This is a genomic window from Pseudobutyrivibrio ruminis DSM 9787, assembly GCF_900218035.1.
Classification (GTDB): domain Bacteria; phylum Bacillota; class Clostridia; order Lachnospirales; family Lachnospiraceae; genus Pseudobutyrivibrio; species Pseudobutyrivibrio ruminis.
Genome location: NZ_OBMR01000006.1, coordinates 154979 through 174392, shown reverse-complemented (window position 1 = coordinate 174392; position 19414 = coordinate 154979). Strand labels below are relative to the sequence as shown.

Here is a 19414-nt window from a genome sequence, read left to right as displayed (position 1 = left end):
ATGGAATAAAGGTTAAAATGAAAGAGAAAAGACTAAGTCAGATTGAATTATTGAGAATACTGTCAATGGTAATGATAGTTGCACACCACGTGATTGGTTGCGCAGCTACTCAACTAGAAGGAAGTACATATTTTTCTTATCCGGCGATTTATAACAATATTTATATATTGGATGTGGGTGCAATGTTTGGAGGGATAGGAAATGATTTGTTTATATTAATTTCAGGTTATTTTTTGGCATCTAAAGAGGAATTGAACCTAATAAATACAACTAAGAAGTTGTTTTACCAAATTGGATATTCTACAGTGGTTCTTGTAATAGGGTCTTTTATTTGGTATAGAATAACAATGGCAAAAGAGTATTCTAATGTTTTACTAGCAGATGCTTCTAATTTTAATAGCATGTACTGGTTCGTTGGATATTATTTTCTTGTTCTTCTGATAGGTAAAGTGGTTTTAAATAAGTTTTTAAACAAAATTGATAGAAAGCAATACCTTGAGCTGTTGTTAATACTATTTACAGTGATATCAATTGGGTGGATTGGAGATTTACTTGATGGTTTAACGAATGGGTTAAGATTGCTATGTACAGGGGTATTTTTATATAGCCTTGGAGGATATATAAAAAAGTATAATCCGTTCAATAATATTAGATGGTATGTAATATTAATAATATGGGTGTGTTTAGGATGGTTTCTCTACATAACCTCTTATAATACTCGAATAACACAACTGGAAACATATGTTAGAAATCAAAGTGAAGAAACTTTTGTTCCAGAGCGTATATTTTATGGGAACTATCATATATTTGTTCTTATTTCATGCATACTACTTTTTGAGATGTTCAGAAGAATGAACATTAAGACAAGTACAATTGTTGACTTTTTTGGAAAGTCGACATTCATGGTATATTTAATCCATAGTAATATTGGATTCAACTATATTTATAGTGAAAAGAATTGGATGGAATTATTGTATTACCGTCCTTTTGGTTTTATTGTTGAAATCTCAAAATACACATTATATACATTCCTTCTGGGTGTATTTGCGTATGGAGTATATTGCGTAATCCAAAGAGTCTTAACAAAGAGATAGTTAAGGCTCTTTTTGATATTGAAATATAGGTATGATATAATTTCTGTACTTATGCAAAAGTGAAAATAAGGTTATCAATATAAATATTGGAGCATAAAATGCAAGAGAATTTTATAAAAATAAGGGCAAAATTGATATTAGGGATAATATATTTTGTATTAGTGATTCCGCTTATGTATTCAATATACTATTCTGTTCCGGCCAGCGATGACTTCGCTATGGCCCTTGGTAGGGATGCTTATGGTAATCCAGTGGCGGAATTTTTCAAGGCGGTGGGGTTCTTCTGGAACAACCGAGGCGGTACAATCATTTGGTTTATAATCGAGTTTTTGCTCAATCCATTAAACCTTCACATTCACTTGGGACATGCCTATGGCATATATATGATTGTTGCTTTTCTGCTTTGCTTTGGAGTAATTTTATATTCAGTAAGCACAGTATTCAATTACTTTCTCAAGAATATAGAAAAGGCAAAGCTTATTTCATCAGTTATTACATTCCTTACAGCAGTAATGCTCATTCAGAACTACTATTATGTAGAAGCTTACAACTGGTATGTTGGAATGGTTGCTTATCCAATGGGGTTAGCAGGGTTATTCTTGGTGCTGGCATACTTAATTAGATATAGTCAAACTGGTAACAAAAAGTTTTTAATAGCTCTTACAATTATCGGAGTGATAGTTGCTAATAACACACCATTTGATGTACCTATTGGAATTATATTTTTATATGTTGTATTCCTTAGAAAAGGATTCAACAATCACATTCCAGTATTCATCAAAAGATATATTCCATTAATTTGTTTTATGGCATCAGGTCTTGCAGCGGTTACTGCACCAGGCAACTCGGCTAGACAGGGACAATACACAGAGCCAGTGCCTCTTTCAAATAGTTTGATTCAGACCTTTGCCGATGTTAAATATTTCGGCATGCTTATTATAAAGGAACGACCAGTTACATTTATCATTGCAGCAGTTCTTGTAATAATCGGATTTGCTGCCAACACAAAGGCACATAAAAAGCCAGAGAATATTATTACACTTGCAATAGCGTCATTTTTGGTATGTTTTGGCACTGTGCTTCCATATGTATATGGACGCGGAATGACTCGCACATATTTAGATGTCCGTATGCAATATGTTTTGGATTATTTCATCCAAATATCAATTTGCTTTGGATGTTTTGTGCTTGGTCAGTGGATTGGATATATCGTAAAAACGAATCTTGAAAAGTTGGGTTATATTGCAGCGTGTGCTGTAGCAGTACTTGGTGCGTGCGCCCTAATAGTCACAGGTAGATATGCCACAACAGTATCTTATGAAGTGTACGCAAAGTGTGCTGAAATAAAAGCAAGCTATGATTTATGGAATGGCATTTTGCTTGAAATAGAGCAAAGCGATTCAGATGATGTAGTTGTAAATAGGGATTACAACATCCATTGGAATAAATACTTTTTGTACTCTGGTATGGAGCCAGGCGAGGTATATGCGGTGGATTTAGATGCATTCTATGATTCTCAGCAGATTCTTCCAAATGTTTACTACAAAAAGAATTCAATCACAGTAAATTATCCAAGATAAGAGGAAAAGGCATTGAAAAAATTACTTTCAATTGTGGTGCCTTGTTATAACGAAGAAGAGGCAACACCTATTTTTTACAAAACAATACATGAGATGGAGTCAGAACTTGCTTCAGTAGATTTGGAGTTTGTATTTGTTGATGATGGTTCTAGAGACAATACTCTAAAGGTGTTAAAAGAATTGCACCAGCAGGACGAAAGAGTACACTATGTATCTTTCTCTAGAAACTTTGGCAAAGAAGCGGGCATATATGCAGGCCTTGAAAAAGCAAAGGGAGACTATGTAGTAATCATGGATGTGGATCTTCAGGATCCACCTTCAATGCTTCCAAAGATGCTTTCAGAAATTGAAAATGGTGAGTACGAATGCGTATCTACTCGCCGTGTAGACAGAAAAGGTGAGCCCCCAATTCGCTCATGGTTCGCCCGCAAATTCTACAAGATAATGAATAAAATCAGCAGCGCTGATATTGTAGATGGTGCCCGCGATTATCAGATGATGACTAGAAAGGTTGTCAATGCCATCCTTTCAATGGGAGAGTACAACCGATTTAGCAAGGGTATCTTCGGTTGGGTTGGTTTCAAACGCAAATGGCTAGAATTCGAAAATGTAGAGCGAGTAGCAGGAGAGACAAAGTGGTCTTTCTGGAAACTTTTCATTTATGCTATAGATGGAATTGTTGCATTCAGTACAGCGCCACTTACACTTGCATCAGTGTTTGGTAGCATAATGTGTCTAGTTGCATTCCTGTTCATCATAGTTATTATCGTTCGTACACTTATCTTTGGTGACCCAACCAGTGGTTGGCCATCAATGGTTTGTATCATACTTTTAGTTTCGGGAATTCAGCTTCTCTGCCTTGGAATTCAGGGCCAATACATGGCAAAGACATACCTTGAAACAAAGAAGCGCCCTATTTATTTGGTGCAGGAAGAGGAGTAAGTCATGGTACTTAAAAAGAATTGGCTTATTTCATTAATAGTGGTAGCTATATCGCTAGCGTTGCTATGGATAATATGCCCTGTATGCTTCCAAAACAATGATGACAAAGTTTTGATGTACCTAACGGCTGGCTATACCACTGGTACACCTGAAGCAGGTACCATATTCGGAAGTTTCTACTACTACGGCATAATTGCTTTGTTCTACAGATTGTATAGCGGCATTGCCTGGTACACAGTTTTCGAGCTTGCCATGGTAGCGACAAGCCTTTGGATTATTGCAAATAGCCTTGCTAAGCAAAAGTTTATCGGCGTAGCTACATTCATCATTATGTTTTTATTCTGCTTCATGCATTTTTCCACAGCTCTGCAGTATACAGCTACAGCAGGTCTTGTGGCAGGTGCGGCAGCTTGCAGCTTGATTTCCAGCATGGAGTCAGAAAAGTTGATAAACACTCAATTCGTAATTGCGATAATTATGCTGGTATTGGCATATGGCATCAGAAAGCAGTTTGGATTGGTTGGACTTGCAGCAGTGCTTATTGTTTTGTTCTTCGAATTTTTTGGGGAAAACAAAAAGCAGGTTGTTAAAAAGACATTAATCATTTTGATTGCGATGGCAGTTGCCTATGGAAGCAATGCTATCTATGAAAAAGTAACTGGCATTGCAGATTTCAATAAATATTATGCTCAGGCAGGCACCTGGATTGATTATCCTCATTTATCATACGAAGAAGATGTAAATGGCGTATACGAATCAGTGGGCTGGGATGAGACACTTTACAATGCTGCCAGCAACTGGTTCTTCATGGATGAGAACCTCACCACAGAAAACTTCGAGACAATACTAAGTGCTTATGAAGGCACAAGCCTTTCTACAAAGGATTATATAAAAAGAGCTTACAACCTTATCATGCCAAGCATGGTGGTGAATCTACAGGTTGTAATTTGGATAGCATTACTTGTACTTACAAATATCATGGCTATCAAGAAGCTTATAAATAAGAGGGCCATTCTTGCAATAGATGCTTTGTTTGGAATGTTTGCACTGGTTTCAATATATTTCCTAATCCAGGCAAGATTTCCGATGAGAGCATATCAGGCTCTTGTGTTTATCTTCTTTATTCCATCAGTGGTAAAGATGATAAATGAGCTAGGCAAAATAGAAAACAAAAAGCCACTAATTACAACCACATGCTTAATGGCACTGATTATGATAGCTGGTTTCATATTAAAGCCAGATACAAACATGGTTAAATATACATACACGGTTGCTCATGATATTTACAGAGAGGCTGATATTGCACAGTCAAACAGCCTTGAAAACTACGTAATAGAGCATCCTGACAATATGTATATTTATGATTTATCACTGGCTTTGCCAGCAAATCCGTTTACCGTATATAAAAATGGTGTTCCAAAAAATATGGTATTTTGGGGCGGATGGGTGTACAATACACCAATGTATTGGAAACAAATTCATGCCAATGGGCTGGATACACTTTTTATTGATGATTTCTTCAATGGGCAGGTGTATTTCTGTGGCACGGAGATTTCCAACACATTATGTGATTATATAAAAGTTAGACATACTTCAGCACAGGTAAAGGCTGATGATGAGTTTGACGGTATTATAGTTTATGATTTTTTTGAATAAAAAGGAGCAAAGAAATGATTCCATTCAACGTACCACCTTTCGTAGGAACAGAAACAAAATATATTAACGAAGCTATCGCACAGCACAAAATCTGCGGCGATGGTGAGTTCACAAAGAAATGTAACAATTGGTTCGAATACAGAACAGGTGCTGCAAAGGTGCTTCTTACAACATCTTGTACACATGCTACTGAAATGGCTGCTCTCTTATGCGAGATTAAGCCGGGCGATGAAGTTATCATGCCTTCATTCACATTCGTATCAACAGCAGATGCTTTCGTTCTTCGTGGAGCAACTGTAGTATTTGTAGATATCCGTCCTGATACAATGAACATCGATGAGACAAAGATCGAGGCAGCTATCACAGACAAAACTGTAGCAATCGTTCCTGTTCACTATGCAGGTGTTGCTTGTGAGATGGACACAATCATGGATATTGCAAAGCGTCACAACCTCAAGGTTGTTGAGGATGCTGCTCAGGGCGTTATGAGTAAGTATCACGGTAAGGCACTTGGTACAATTGGCGATTACGGCGCATTCTCATTCCATGAGACAAAGAACTATTCAATGGGTGAAGGTGGAGCTCTTCTTATCAATGATCCAGCAAATGCTGAAATGGCTGAAATCATCCGTGAAAAGGGTACAAACCGTGCAAAGTTCTTCCGTGGACAGATTGATAAATACACATGGGTTGAGGCTGGTTCTTCATACCTCCCATCTGAGCTTAATGCTGCATACCTTTATGGTCAGCTTGAAAAGGCAGACGAGATTTTTGATGACAGAATGAATTCTTGGAACAAGTACTATGATGCATTCAAGGAGCTTGCAGATGCAGGCAAGGTAGAGCTTCCTACTATTCCAGAAGGATGCGAGCACAATGCTCACATGTTCTACCTCAAATGCAAGGATCTTGAAGAGCGTACAGAGCTTATCAACTACGCTAAGTCAAATGAAGTACTTATGGTATTCCATTACATTCCACTTCACTCAGCACCAGCTGGTAAGAAGTATGGGCGTTTTGATGGCGAGGATGTATACACAACAAAAGAGAGCGAGAGACTTGTACGTCTTCCTCTTTACTATGGTCTTACAGATGAGGATCATGCAAAGGTAGTTAAGGTTGTAAAGGATTTCTATAATGGACGCTAGTTTAAAAATTGAGGGTGAGAAGATTTTTCTCACCCCTATGCAAATAGAAGATGCTGAAGATTTTGTCAGATGGCGCAATAGCGATTTTGTTATGCAGCGCTTCTTTATCAAGGAACCATTTACTGTTGAAGGACAGATAAAATGGATTACTAATAAAGTTTTAACAGGCGAAGTTGTTCAGTTTGTCGCTTGGGATAAGGCTGATAATGTTAAAATTGGAAGCACCTATCTCATAAATATTGATAAGGCAAACAAGAAATGTGAATATGGCATGCTTATCGGCGAAGAAAAATATGTTGGTGGTGGCCGTGGCACAGAAATGGCAAGGCTCACATCTGATTATGCATTGCAGCACATGGATATGCACAAGGTTTACTGTCGAATTATGGCTGATAACCCTGCTTCAGTTCGTGCTTGCGAGAAAGGCGGATTTGAAAAAGAAGGACTATTTAAGGCTGATGAATGGGTAGATGGACAGCCTAAAGATGTCTATTTTTTAGGAAAATTTGAGTATGAAAAATAAGAAAGCAATTATTAATATCTTTGATATAGTTCTATTTGCTTTGCTATTATGCGTAGCAACAAACAAAATGTTTCATCTTTTTTTGAATCAGGCTGTTGTTACTGATGGAAGCTATTTCTCTGATATCAAAGCATATGTTCAGGAAGTACTTGGTACAAATGAACTATATGATTTTCCGTATAGGGTGATGTTTAAGACAGCAAGCATTATCATGAACTTTTGTGGTTCGGCAGAGCTTGCAATGGCACTTACAATCACTTTCTATAATTTCATTGCAATCATAATTACAAAGATTTTTATTACATATACAACAAAGGCCAAAGTATTTTCTACTTTGGCTACTTTTGGTTTATTCTTTGCTTCTATGATTTATTCTGATTGGTTTGCATCAAAGCTTATAGGATATACATATTTGGGAGTTTTCTCACCAAATCCATGGCATAACGGAACTTATATGGCAGCAAGACCGTTCATGATTCTTTCATTCATATTTGGAGCAATTACTGTTTCTAGATACGAGGAAGATTTCAAGGATAAGCCTACTCTAAAAGTTGTGGCATTATACATTGCCTATGCGTTGTCGCTTCTTCTTGTAACAATGACAAAGCCAAGCTATACAATTATACATTTGTTTACATTGGCGTTTATTATGTTGTTCAGATTTTGCAAAGCAAAGTTTGCCAATTTTAAGCAGTCGTTGATATATGCTATTTGCTATATCCCTACACTCATCGAGCTATTGGGACAGTATTCTGGAGTGTTCACAGGCACAACAGCCAGAGGTGAAGAAAGTGGTATCGGCATAGAACTATTCAGAGTTTGGAATCAGTACACACCAAATCTGCCTTTATCATTATTCTTGGCAGGAGCATTCCCTATCGTAGTTTTAATATTCCATTTTAAATCTCTGAAAAATGATAATTACTATAGATTCTCATGGCAGCTTTACTTGGCTGGTCTTTTGACTAGTGTAGTATTCTATGAAAAGGGCTTCAGAGAGGGCCACTTTAATTTTGCATGGGGATACATGTGCGGTTTATTTATCGTATTTTTGACTGCCTTTATTGTTTGGATAAAGGATGTTATGTCATTAATGACTCTTGAAAAGACAGCCAGAGTAAGAATGATATGTATGCTCGCGGTTCAGGCTGTACCAATGGTTGCACAGGTTCTTTTGGGTTGCAAATACTTTTTATATCTATATAGAGGTGGATTATACTATTAATGAATGCTAAATCATTTCTTCAAAAAAAGAATTTAATAATAGTATTGGCTCTTTTGACACCTATCATGGGAGCTATTATTTATTTGTTATCAAAGGGGATGTGGTTCAACAAGGTGTACATTCCAAATTCTCTTTGGAACGATGAGCTTTTCTATTATAAGCAGGTGGAAGCCATGATTGATTATGGCCATCCACTGGGCTTTTTTGGATTCACTGAAAGTACAGCCTTACATGGCGGATTTGGAGCTTGGAATTTTACAAACCTACTACCATTCGTTATTGTTGGAAAGATATTTGGTTGGAATCCATTCACACCTATAGTGTTCAATATCATTCTTTGGATGTTTGCTCTGGTATTGTTCGTAGTATTAATTAAGCCAGACTTTAAGCAGCAGTGTTTAGTAAGTGGGTTTGTTATATCATATGCTGTGCTGCTTAGATATTTCTTTTCAACTACACCAGAAGCTATGCTTGCTGCATTGTTATTCATTTATTGCACCCTTGTTTTACATTATTATCGTTCAGGCTCGATAATTACATTTGTGATTAGCAATATATTGCTTGTAGGCCTTGTTAGTATGCAGGGGTATTATGCTGCATTTGGTCTTATAATGCTTGCTATTCTTGTTAAAAAACATGAGATAACAAAGCTTGTTGCACAGATTGTAGTTCTTCTTGTAGCAGTGGTGATATTCGTTGCAATTAATCACTATTTCACAGCAGCATATTTCTTCAGCATTATTGATTTTGAAGTTTTCAAAAGCCCGGCATTGCTTTTTGAAAAATTCAATGCTAACAGACTTGAAACAATAGAATTTATGAAGCTTGCTATACATGGCGAATCCATGCGTGGAGTTTGGTACCTGGCATATATGTTACTTGGCATTTTTGTGATAATAATGCTGGTTAAAAAAAGGGATTTGATTTCTGTGTCAATGTTACTTACATGGATAGTGATGCTTGTTGCTATGTGGACTTTGTACAATGCATCTGAAGGTTCACGAAAGCTTATGGCATGCACGATTGCTGGATTTATTATGATGATGGTTATTCAAAAAAATGCTATCATTAATGTGATTTCGATTATCCTTATTGGTATTATGTGCTGGGGTTCTCACGAGACATTTTACACAGATTTACCAGTATATAACGAGGAACTTGCATCGAGAGTTCAATCGTATTCACTTGATGAGGTCATGCCATTATCAGATTCAAATAAATGGGATAACACCATAGTTTGGACGCTTACAGCTCCATTTAATGAGCTTTATGCGCTTCCAAGTGGTTATGGTATCAGTTGCTGTTACGATGACTACATCCTTAGCTATTTTGATATGGTTCAGTCAAAATACGTAGCAGTAAGAGTTGGCGAGGACACTGATATATTCTTACAGCAGATTGGATGCGAAAACATTGCAAACTGCGGAGAAGTAAATATATATATGATTAGATAGATATGACAGGAGATAAATAAACAATGAAAATATCATTTGTTATACCATGCTACCGCTCAGAAAAAACTCTGCCAGTAGTAGTTGGGGAAATTAAAGAAAAGATGCAGTCAATGTCAAACTATGATTATGAAATCGTGCTTGTAAATGACTGCTCTCCAGATAACACTTTTGGTGTTATTCGTCAGCTTTGTGCAGACAACAAAAATATCATTGGAATCAATCATGCTAAGAATTTCGGTCAGCATGCTGCTCTTATGGCAGGATTTCATTTTGCATCAGGCGATATTGTAGTGTGTCTTGATGATGATGGTCAGACACCTGCAAATGAAGTAGATAAGCTTATTGAGAAGATAGAAGAGGGCTATGATGCAGTTTATGCCGAGTATGAGCACAAGCAGCATTCTGGGTTCAGAAACTGGGGCAGCCACCTTAATAAAAAGATGACAGAGGTTATGCTTGGCAAGCCAAAGGAGCTTTATGTTTCAAGCTACTTCGCTGTTCGTAGATTCATTGTTGAAGAAATGCTTAACTACACAGGGGCATATCCATATGTTATTGGTCTTGTGCTTCGCTCAACAAAGAACATTTGCAATGTAACTGTAAATCATCGTGAGCGCATGGAAGGGACTTCTGGATATAACCTTAAGAAGCTTCTTGCTTTGTGGATGAATGGTTTCACATCATTCTCAATTTTACCACTCAGAATCGCTTCTTATAGCGGCTCAATCATAGCATTTATTGGCTTTATTTATGCTATTTATGTAATCATCAGAAAAATTGTTGATCCTACCAGAATGCTCGGTTGGAGTTCAACTATTTCAGTTATTCTTATTTTAGGAGGCCTTATCCTTCTTGTACTTGGATTAATTGGCGAGTATGTTGGCCGTATTTTCATCAGCATCAACAATTCTCCACAGTACGTCATCAGAAATGTTATTAATTACGATGCGGGGGATGATTCAAAGAATTAATTATGAATTCGCTAAAGAAAATTACTCCAAATAAATTAATAATAAAAGCTGTTTTTGTGGTAGCTTACACATTGCTGTTTGTTCCATACTTATATTCCATCTACTATTCAATGCCTGCAAATGATGATTTTGCATGGGCTATTGAATGGTGGACTAGTAATCGATTAGTGGAGATGTTTCACCGAGTTGCATGGAACTATATGAACTATTTCGGCCAGTCCGGAATCATGGCTGTAATGCTTCAGGTTACACTGAATCCACTGTATTTATTTGATAATGCAGGACATAGTTTCGGAATCATGATGATTGTTTACAACACACTCATTATGGTTGGTATTCTTGTGGCAGCCAGAAAGCTATTCAAAGAAATCTTTGAGATAACAAGTGGCTTGCAGCTAGATGTGCTTACACTCATTACAGCAGCACTTCTCACAACAAGCTACTACTATAGCGACGTTTACAATTGGTGGTCAGGCGTTCCAGGGTATTCATTTACAATGATGCTTTGCTTGCTTACTTGTGCATACATTGTCTCTTTCTTGAATGAAGGAACTAAAAAGGCATATGTAACCATGATTGTCCTTGGCATTTTAACATGCACAAGCATGATGTATTGCGTGGCCATCGGCGGATTTTATGTGCTATATATGTTTATCATTCGTCGCAAGGACGGTGATATAAAGAAAAAGATTATTCCGCTTGTGGCATTTGTTGTAGCAGGTGTTTTGATGGTAATCGCACCTGGAAATGGCGCTAGAATGGCTAGCGAGCAGCGTTCATCAGGAATGGCAGAGGCTATCAGCGTCACACTTCACAGAACCATTTCTAGAGCAATCGTGACTGTTCAGACAAAGCCGTGGGTGATTTGTTTACTCGTAATCATTTTATTGATGGGTGTGCTTATTGGCACATCAAAGAAAATAAGCATCGTAAATACGATACTTGGTGGAGTTGTAGTATATATTTCTGCGTTTACAGCAGTTCTCTTATATGTATATGGTCAGCAAAAGACTATCGATTCAGAGTTCACACCACGTATTTACTACGTGGAAGACTATATGATATTTGTTGGCGCAGCAATCATCGCCTTTGCGGTTGGATGTTTCATCAAGCAATTGGTTCACCTTCAGGTAAAGCAGACCATTGCTAATGGAGTCATTGCAGCAGTAGCATTGTTATCAGCTTTATACATGGCAACAGGCATGCGCTATGCCGGGGTGATTCAGTACGATATCTATGCTAAGGCTCCAGTGATCCAGGCCAGCTGGGTGTTGTGGAATGGCATATTGGATGAAATCATTGCAGCAGAGGATGGCGCTGATGTTGTTATCGAGAGACAAAATGTTCCATGGTGTCAGTATTCTTACTACACCAGCATTGATGAAGATTACAAAGAGCCACTTTCAGAAGATGCAAAATACGGCAATTGTAACGAGTGTGCAGCAAAATACTATGGAGTTAATTCTATAGTCGTATATTTATATTAGAGGGCAGTATGAAAAAAGAATTTAAATTTTCAAAACTTTTACCATGGATATTGTTACTAGGAGGCTATGTGTACAACATAGTCTTTTTCCTGTCTAAAGGGAAAAGTTTGATAGATTCAGATATGGCATCGGAAATGCTACTTTCGGACCTTTTAAACAAGCAGCATGCCATCATTACAAAGGATTGGATCTATTCTACAGAAATAAAGGTATTTGAAGGACAGTGGTTCTATCGAATTGGCTTGTTGCTTTCGCCAGAAAACTGGCTAGTGGCAAGAACAATTGGTACCATGATTGGCCTTACAGTGTTCCTACTTGGTGTCATGTACTTGGCAAAGATTTTGGAACACAAGGAACTTGGAGTGTGGATGGCTGCATTCTTAGCTTGGCCATTTGGATTTTGGTATTTCTTTGATGTAATACTTGGAACATTCTATATCCCTCACTGCATTTTTATTGTGTATCCTTTGGCTATCACTATTTCTATTGCCAAGAGCATAAAAAATGGTGGATTTAAGAAAGTAATTATTGGACTTCAAATTGCATTGATTTTTGCACTTGGAGTTATGTCAGGATTAAACGGTATTAGACAGACTTTGATTTTCTATGCTCCAGTGTTTGTATACGCAATCGTTGTTGCTTACTTAGGGTTCAGAGAAGCTGGTTTGGATGCCATCAAAGCAAATGTATCAGTAAAGATGAATTTTGCTAAAGTATCCATGATAGGCCTGGTTGGAAATGTTATGGGCTATGGCCTTAATATTGTCTTGTTTACAAATAGATATAATTACAGCAGCTTTAATGCTATGACATGGGGCAATGGCTCAGATTCCATTCTCAAGACTATCAAATGGTATTTTAATAGCTACGGCTTATTCGATTTTGCTACAAAGAACTTTTTCTCACTAAGCGGAATAGGAGCAGGCTGTGGATTAGTTCTTGGAGCACTTGTGATAATTAGCATTTTCAGATTGCTTATGCTCCTGAGAAAGCTTGATGAGCTTACACAGATTTACGTAGGCGTAATGACAGCGGTTTTTGTAGTTGTAGGCGCAGTGTTTACATACATTTGGGGTGAGGAACAATATTGGTGTCCTCTTATTCCGCTTGGTGTTATTGCAGTATTTCTTGAAATCAAATGTGACCCAATTTTAAAGGATTTTGAAAAGAAGGCGTTACCTGTACTTGTTATGCTTTGCGTAATGCTTTCTGCCATTGGTACAACAAAGGCTAATGTAGCTACTCCTTTCAGAGCAAACGTAGGCTTTGATGGAGCTTTGCAGTTCATTCAGGAACAGGGCTACACAAAGGGCGTAGCATCATTCTGGATGAGTGATTGCGTGACAGAACTTACAAATGGCAATGTGGAAATGTGGACTATGAACGATGAGTACACAGAGACACTCCTATGGCTTCAATCAAACAATCACAGAGAGATTCCTGATGGAGAATTCTTTGGCCTTTACAATATCAACGACCAGGAATTTGAAGATAACTTTGAGGATACTTTCGGCGTAGAAGGCCAGAAGGTATACGAAGACGAGAGATATATGATTTATAGTTATGAAAAATAAAAAGGGTGGCAATGTAGCAAAGTTAATATTTAAATGTGCGTTGGTGACAGTTCCTATTTGGGCCATCACAGCATATCTTGCAACAAACCAGATGCATTATTGGAATCCAGAGATGGCTTGTCTCGACTGGAATAAAAGCGTAACTCAAAATCATCAGGATAAGTATTATAAAACAATTGTAATTGGCGATTCTGCAAGTAACTCAGCGTATATGCCTGAAGTAATTTCGGACGATATGTTAAATCTTTCGGTTCTTGGCATATCCACTGTAGAAGGCTATTACATCTTAAATGAATATCTGCAAAATAATGATGCACCGGAGGATGTCTTTCTTTCTTTTTCAGATACTCATTTTACATATATGAGTCTGTTTTGGGATGAAATTATGGCAGGGCACAGATTCTCAGCATCGGATAGTTTAGACATAATTAATAATGTTGGCTATGAGGTTACAGAGAATACAGGTGTAGTAGGTGCCTATGCGGATTATGTTGCGTATAGTTTGTATTGGCCTAGCAAATTCATGACTCAGCTTACAAATTCCATGGGTGAGGACAGAGTTTCTGCTAATGAAGCGGCAGTGCAGCAGGCTGTTCTTCACAATGGAAGATATGCGTATATTGGAAATCAGGAGTTCGTAACAGTACAAAATAAAGAATATGCATACTTTGGTGCAGAAGATGTATACGTAGACTATTTGGATAAGACAATACAACTTTGTCAGAAAAAGGGTATCAATGTTCATATTGTAAAGATCCCAGTGCCTGATAATGCAGTGATGACAGATGAATATGTCCAGGCAGTAAATGATTTCTACCAATCATTTGTAGAGAAATATGATAACGTTTCTTACAATTGGGATATGCTTACTTGCCCTTGCAGATACTTTGCAGATGAAACTCACTTAAATAATGATGGCGCATATGCATTTAGTACCTACATAAAAGAGATATTTCCAGAGGTTTTCACAAACGATACCTATAGCAGTGAGCAGATGTTTGCCATTGATGACACTATAGATATGGAAACAGGTACACTGGATCTGTTCAATCTGGTTGGAGAAAGAGATTACACAGTACTTGTACAATGTGACCCTGATCAGGCGGAATCATTGGAAAGTAATATAATTAATTACGGCATGCTTCTAAATTCTTTGGATGAAGAAAAAGGGCTGTATCAAACAATAAATGTAAATGTTATGGATTGTAATTATAGCGTGGATTGCGGAGATGGTTATGTAGACATCAATGGTGAACAACTAGAGAATTATCATTGGGAAACAGATGATCTGATAGATATACTTGTTATTGACAACACAAATAACAAGATAGTTACAACAAAGAAGGTATGGTACAAAGAGGGAAATGGGATTTCGTTCTACTTTAATTAATACGGGAAAGTTAATATTGAAATGCACCCTGGTGACAGCTCCTCTTTGGGGCTTTCCTATATTTTGCGCGAATAACATTTTGGCCTACGCAGGAAGTGATTATGTAGGTGCAATTTGGATTAATGATTTAACACAGACAAAGCAGAGCAAGTATTATTCGACTTTGGTAATCGGAGACTCCACTGCCAACTCTGCATACCTTCCGGAGGTATTGTCAGATGATACAGTGAATCTTGCATTGGCGGGATCTAGCCCAGTGGATGGCTACTATACTTTGGAGAATTATCTGAATAACAATAAGGCGCCGAAGGATATTTTTGTTAGCTATATGGATTATCATTTGGATGATGATTCTTTCACTTGGAATGTTAGCAACTATATTCATAAGTTTACATTAGAACAGAATGAGGAAATATATAAAGCCATAGAAAAATATAGCGATTTGTCTGTTGCAGCACTCACTACTGACAATGACTACGAAACCGAAGTAAAGAAATATCTATATTATTCGCCTCAGATATATAGTTACTCTGTGTTTCAAGCTATAGATGGTAAAAGATACAAGTCAAACACAGCGGCTTATGAGGATGTAAACATTCGGTTAGGTCGTTATTGCCAAATTACCAACAATCAGTATGAACCAGAAGGAATCATGGGATACAGTACATTTAATGTTAGCCCATTGCAGGAATACTACTACAAACGTATTTTAAATCTATGCGAGAAAAAGCATATAGCTGTTCATATGGTTAAGCTTCCGCTATCTACTGATGCCGGCTTCATAGATGACTATGAAACGGAAGTAACAGATTACTATGATGAACTTTTAGAAGACTATGATGATGCTGACTTTTATTGGTTCCACACCACATATGAGCATGAGTTCTTTAGTGATGCATATCATATGAATAATCATGGTTCTTTCAGATTTAGCCGTGAATTATTAGAACAATATCCGGATGTATTTGAGGATAGTGTTGATGACTATTCAAGAGCCCGTATGCTGGCAATAGATGCAGATATTGCTGGTGAGAATTACATGGGAGAGCTTACAAAACGAATTGACAACAAGCCATTTACACTAATTTTCCTAGATTCAACAGGAAATCTAAGTGATTTTTACTATATGAGTGTAGGTTATAATGATAAAGATGTGCAGTGGCTCGATGTTGAGGATAACAATTCCTATGCACTATGGTTTTTATCAGGTGATGGAGCTGCTTTTCCAGATAACATTCAGGTGACCACAAGCGATAATTCAGTAGCGGTTACAATTGGAGAGGAAGTTACATACCTCACTCCAGCAGATGGCCCAGGCATTCGCTTTTGTGTAATAGATAACAAAAATAAATCAATTGTATGCACCCGTCAGAGTGTATGGGATGTAGAAAAAGGATTTAGAGATATATATTAAATATTAAAGAGGTTTAGATTTTGAAAAAAATTGTAAAACTTTTGCTTAAATGCATATTGGTATCGGCCCCCATGTGGGGAATGATGATTTTCTTTTGGCAAGCCAGAGAATACTACAGCAATGAGGATTTTGGATATACCTGGTGGAATCAGGAATTCACTCAGACAACACACCAGAAATACTATAAATATGTGGTGCTTGGCGACTCATCTTGTAATGCAGCATACATGCCTGAGGTTATTTCTGATTCTATGGTAAATCTCTCGATTGGTGGGTCATCCACAGTTGAGGAGTACTATGTTTTGGAAGACTACCTTGCTAATAATGAAGCACCTACAGATGTGTTCCTTTCATACCACGATTCGCATTTTAAATACACAGAAGCGTATTGGGATAAAATCGTGCCATCGCATCGCTTCAACATGCTTCAGAACTTAGAAATCTTATACAATGTTGCTAAGTATAGGGACGATTCATTCAGCAGAGAAGGAATGCTTGCAGAGTATTTGGCTGCGGAGTTTTATTTCCCAAGTAAATATATAACAGCTTTTAATAACTCATTGGGCGAGAATCGTTTTGCTAAATTGGAAATGGCTTACGACAAAATCGAACTTCACGGTGGTAGATACACTACTCTTGGTAAAATGGAGTTCGAAACAGTGCAGGATAGAGTATATTCAGAAATGCCTGTAAAGCCTCTTTACAACTATTACTTTACAAAGACCATAGAGCTTTGTGTGGAAAACAATATTGCTGTGCATATTGTAAAGCCACCACTTCCAGACAATACAGAAATGACTGCTGAATATGTGGAGCAAGTATTTTATTATTACAAGTACTTTGTAGATAGTTATCCTAATGTTACATTCAGCTGGAATACAAAAATCATGGATCGAAAGCTTTTTGCAGATGAAATCCATATGAATAATGATGGAGCGTTAGCTTTTAGTACAACTTTGAAAAATGAGTTCAAAGATATTTTCCCTGAAACTAGATATACAGCAGACATGATGCTTGCTGTGGATGACAGTATCCAACAGGAAAATATTGCAGGATATTTGATGCACTTTATTGGTGACAGAGATTATACCGTTCTTATGTATGATGGTGGTAATTGTGTTCGTCAGTTTAGAAAGCAATTTACAGCACCTGTAGGGCTAAGAAGTTATTCAATGAAGGAAATAGATGAAAATGCACCAAATGCAGATAACTTGTATGTGCTTTTGGCTCCGGACAATGAAGCTATTGATTTTACAATTGAGGATGATGGAACAAGCCTAGTTGTTAAAAATGATAAGCTTGGTGATAATAGATGGGCATTGCCTAATACTTCATGCATTAGCTTGTTTATTATAGACAATGTAAATGAACAGCTGGTAGGCATAAAGAATATACAATACAACACAACAGATAAAACATTTGAGAATTATGTATTCTAAAAATGAAGGGGATAAATAAATGCTATTTAATTCAACAGAATTCTTATTATTCTTTCCAATAGCAGTACTATTATATTTTGTCTTTCCAAAGAAGATTAGAAATTATTGGCTGCTTATTTGTAGTTATTTCTACTACATGTGCTGGAATCCAAAGTATATCGTGCTTTTAGTAGCATCCACTGTTGTTACATACCTTAGTGGTCTGGTGATGGAGTGGGCTAAAAACTCAGGCAAGGCCGAGGCGCAGATTGTTAAAATCAAAAACTGGACAGTGGCCGCCAGCTTTGTATTAAACATTGGATTGCTTTTTTATTTCAAATATATCAATTTTGCCATGGACACAATCACAAGAATTATGGCAAAGTTTGGTATTGCAGTAACAGCACCTGTATTTGACGTTGTACTTCCAGTTGGTATTTCGTTCTATATATTTCAGGCTCTTAGCTACACAATGGATGTATATCGCGATGAAATATATGCCGAGAAAAACTTCTTCAGATACGCTTTGTTCGTATCCTTCTTCCCACAGCTTGTGGCAGGTCCGATTGAGCGTTCAAAGAATCTGTTAAAGCAGCTTGCTACACCAGGAGAATTCAACTACGACAATGTACGATCAGGACTTCTTACCATGATGTGGGGCTACTTCTTAAAGATGGTAATTGCCGATAGATGTGCAATTTTAGTAGATACAGTGTATAATAATGTGTCTGGCTATTTTGGATACCAGCTTGTGCTTGCAAGCGTATTGTTTGCGCTTCAGATATATTGTGATTTCATGAGCTATTCCACAATAGCAATTGGTGCAGCTCGTGTGCTCGGATATGACCTTATGGAAAACTTCCATTTGCCATATTTTGCAACATCCATAAAGGACTTCTGGCGAAGATGGCATATATCACTTAGCTCATGGCTTAGGGATTATTTATATATTCCTTTGGGAGGAAATCGCAAAGGTAGAATCAGAAAGTATTTCAACATTATGGTTACTTTCTTTGTCAGTGGCTTGTGGCATGGCGCAGCATTCACTTACATTTTCTGGGGAGTGCTTCACGGCATCTATCAGATTATTGAGGATGTGTTAAAGCCATTTACAGATAAGCTATTAGAAAAGACAAAGATTAACCCAGATAACAAATTACTTTATGTTTGTAAAATCGTTGTAACCTTTATTTTTGTAGACATAGCTTGGGTGTTCTTTAGAGCAAACAGCATAGGAGATGCGTTTACTGTTTTAAAGAATTCTTTATATACAGCAAATCTTGCTACTATAAAGGTTGACCTTTGGGCTCTTGGGCTTGATATGAGAAATATGGGAATGCTAATGGTAGGTACCTTGGTTCTTTTTATTTCAAGCGTAATGAGAGCAAATGGCGACCAGAGCAACAAAACACTTCTTGTTGAATGGATTTCAAGAAGAAACTTTATTATTAGATACGCTCTTTATTGGAGTTGTATGCTTATGATTATTTTTTCAATGGATATTACGGGGCAGGAGTTTATATATTTCCAGTTCTAGT

Annotated in this window: 15 protein-coding genes; all 15 read left to right on the top strand. The window is 37.2% G+C overall.

Translation table 11 applies throughout. From position 1 onward, the window contains the following. The first annotated feature begins 17 nt into the window (after positions 1 to 17). The 15 genes from CRN97_RS07030 to CRN97_RS06960 all read left to right on the top strand — a co-directional run bounded on the left by CRN97_RS07030 (position 18) and on the right by CRN97_RS06960 (position 19413). A complete protein-coding gene (locus tag CRN97_RS07030; protein WP_097076368.1) occupies positions 18 to 1094 on the top strand; it encodes an acyltransferase family protein in 1077 nt (358 codons plus the stop codon). 173 nt (positions 1095 to 1267) lie between these two features. Then, entirely contained in the window at positions 1268 to 2674 is a 1407-nt protein-coding gene (locus CRN97_RS07025; protein ID WP_143483253.1) for a hypothetical protein, read from the top strand. A gap of 12 nt (positions 2675 to 2686) precedes the next feature. Continuing rightward, positions 2687 to 3616, top strand: a complete 930-nt coding sequence (locus CRN97_RS07020; protein WP_097076366.1) for a glycosyltransferase family 2 protein — start codon at positions 2687 to 2689, stop codon at positions 3614 to 3616. Between the two features lie 3 nt (positions 3617 to 3619). Beyond that, positions 3620 to 5272 (top strand): hypothetical protein, encoded by a 1653-nt coding sequence (locus CRN97_RS07015; RefSeq protein WP_097076365.1) that lies wholly within the window; start codon positions 3620 to 3622, stop codon positions 5270 to 5272. A gap of 14 nt (positions 5273 to 5286) precedes the next feature. Then, a complete protein-coding gene (gene rffA / locus CRN97_RS07010) occupies positions 5287 to 6420 on the top strand; it encodes a dTDP-4-amino-4,6-dideoxygalactose transaminase (protein WP_097076364.1) in 1134 nt (377 codons plus the stop codon). Next, positions 6410 to 6943, top strand: a complete 534-nt coding sequence (locus CRN97_RS07005) for a GNAT family N-acetyltransferase (RefSeq protein WP_097076363.1) — start codon at positions 6410 to 6412, stop codon at positions 6941 to 6943. Before rffA ends, CRN97_RS07005 begins: the two co-directional genes overlap by 11 nt. Continuing rightward, the gene (locus tag CRN97_RS07000) at positions 6933 to 8168 is read left to right on the top strand and encodes a hypothetical protein (protein WP_097076362.1); all 1236 of its coding nucleotides are present in this window, start codon (positions 6933 to 6935) and stop codon (positions 8166 to 8168) included. Before CRN97_RS07005 ends, CRN97_RS07000 begins: the two co-directional genes overlap by 11 nt. Continuing rightward, positions 8168 to 9622 carry a hypothetical protein gene (locus tag CRN97_RS06995; protein ID WP_097076361.1) on the top strand — a complete coding sequence of 485 codons (1455 nt, stop codon included), beginning with the start codon at positions 8168 to 8170 and terminating at the stop codon, positions 9620 to 9622. The genes CRN97_RS07000 and CRN97_RS06995 overlap by 1 nt, the downstream gene beginning before the upstream one ends. Positions 9623 to 9645: 23 nt before the next feature. Beyond that, entirely contained in the window at positions 9646 to 10593 is a 948-nt protein-coding gene (locus CRN97_RS06990; protein WP_097076360.1) for a glycosyltransferase family 2 protein, read from the top strand. 2 nt (positions 10594 to 10595) lie between these two features. Further along, on the top strand, positions 10596 to 12080 hold the full coding sequence (locus CRN97_RS06985) for a DUF6056 family protein (RefSeq protein ID WP_097076359.1): 1485 nt from the start codon (positions 10596 to 10598) through the stop codon (positions 12078 to 12080). 107 nt (positions 12081 to 12187) lie between these two features. Then, positions 12188 to 13654 (top strand): hypothetical protein, encoded by a 1467-nt coding sequence (locus CRN97_RS06980; RefSeq protein ID WP_143483252.1) that lies wholly within the window; start codon positions 12188 to 12190, stop codon positions 13652 to 13654. Continuing rightward, positions 13644 to 15044, top strand: a complete 1401-nt coding sequence (locus CRN97_RS06975) for a hypothetical protein (RefSeq protein ID WP_097076357.1) — start codon at positions 13644 to 13646, stop codon at positions 15042 to 15044. Before CRN97_RS06980 ends, CRN97_RS06975 begins: the two co-directional genes overlap by 11 nt. A gap of 79 nt (positions 15045 to 15123) precedes the next feature. Then, on the top strand, positions 15124 to 16458 hold the full coding sequence (locus CRN97_RS06970) for a hypothetical protein (protein WP_143483251.1): 1335 nt from the start codon (positions 15124 to 15126) through the stop codon (positions 16456 to 16458). Positions 16459 to 16538: 80 nt separating this feature from the next. Beyond that, complete coding sequence (locus tag CRN97_RS06965) at positions 16539 to 17897, top strand: hypothetical protein (RefSeq protein ID WP_179670701.1); 1359 nt, start codon at positions 16539 to 16541, stop codon at positions 17895 to 17897. A 19-nt stretch (positions 17898 to 17916) separates the two neighbouring features. Beyond that, positions 17917 to 19413, top strand: coding sequence for an MBOAT family O-acyltransferase (locus tag CRN97_RS06960; protein WP_097076354.1), 1497 nt, complete (start codon positions 17917 to 17919; stop codon positions 19411 to 19413). Position 19414: the final 1 nt, after the last annotated feature.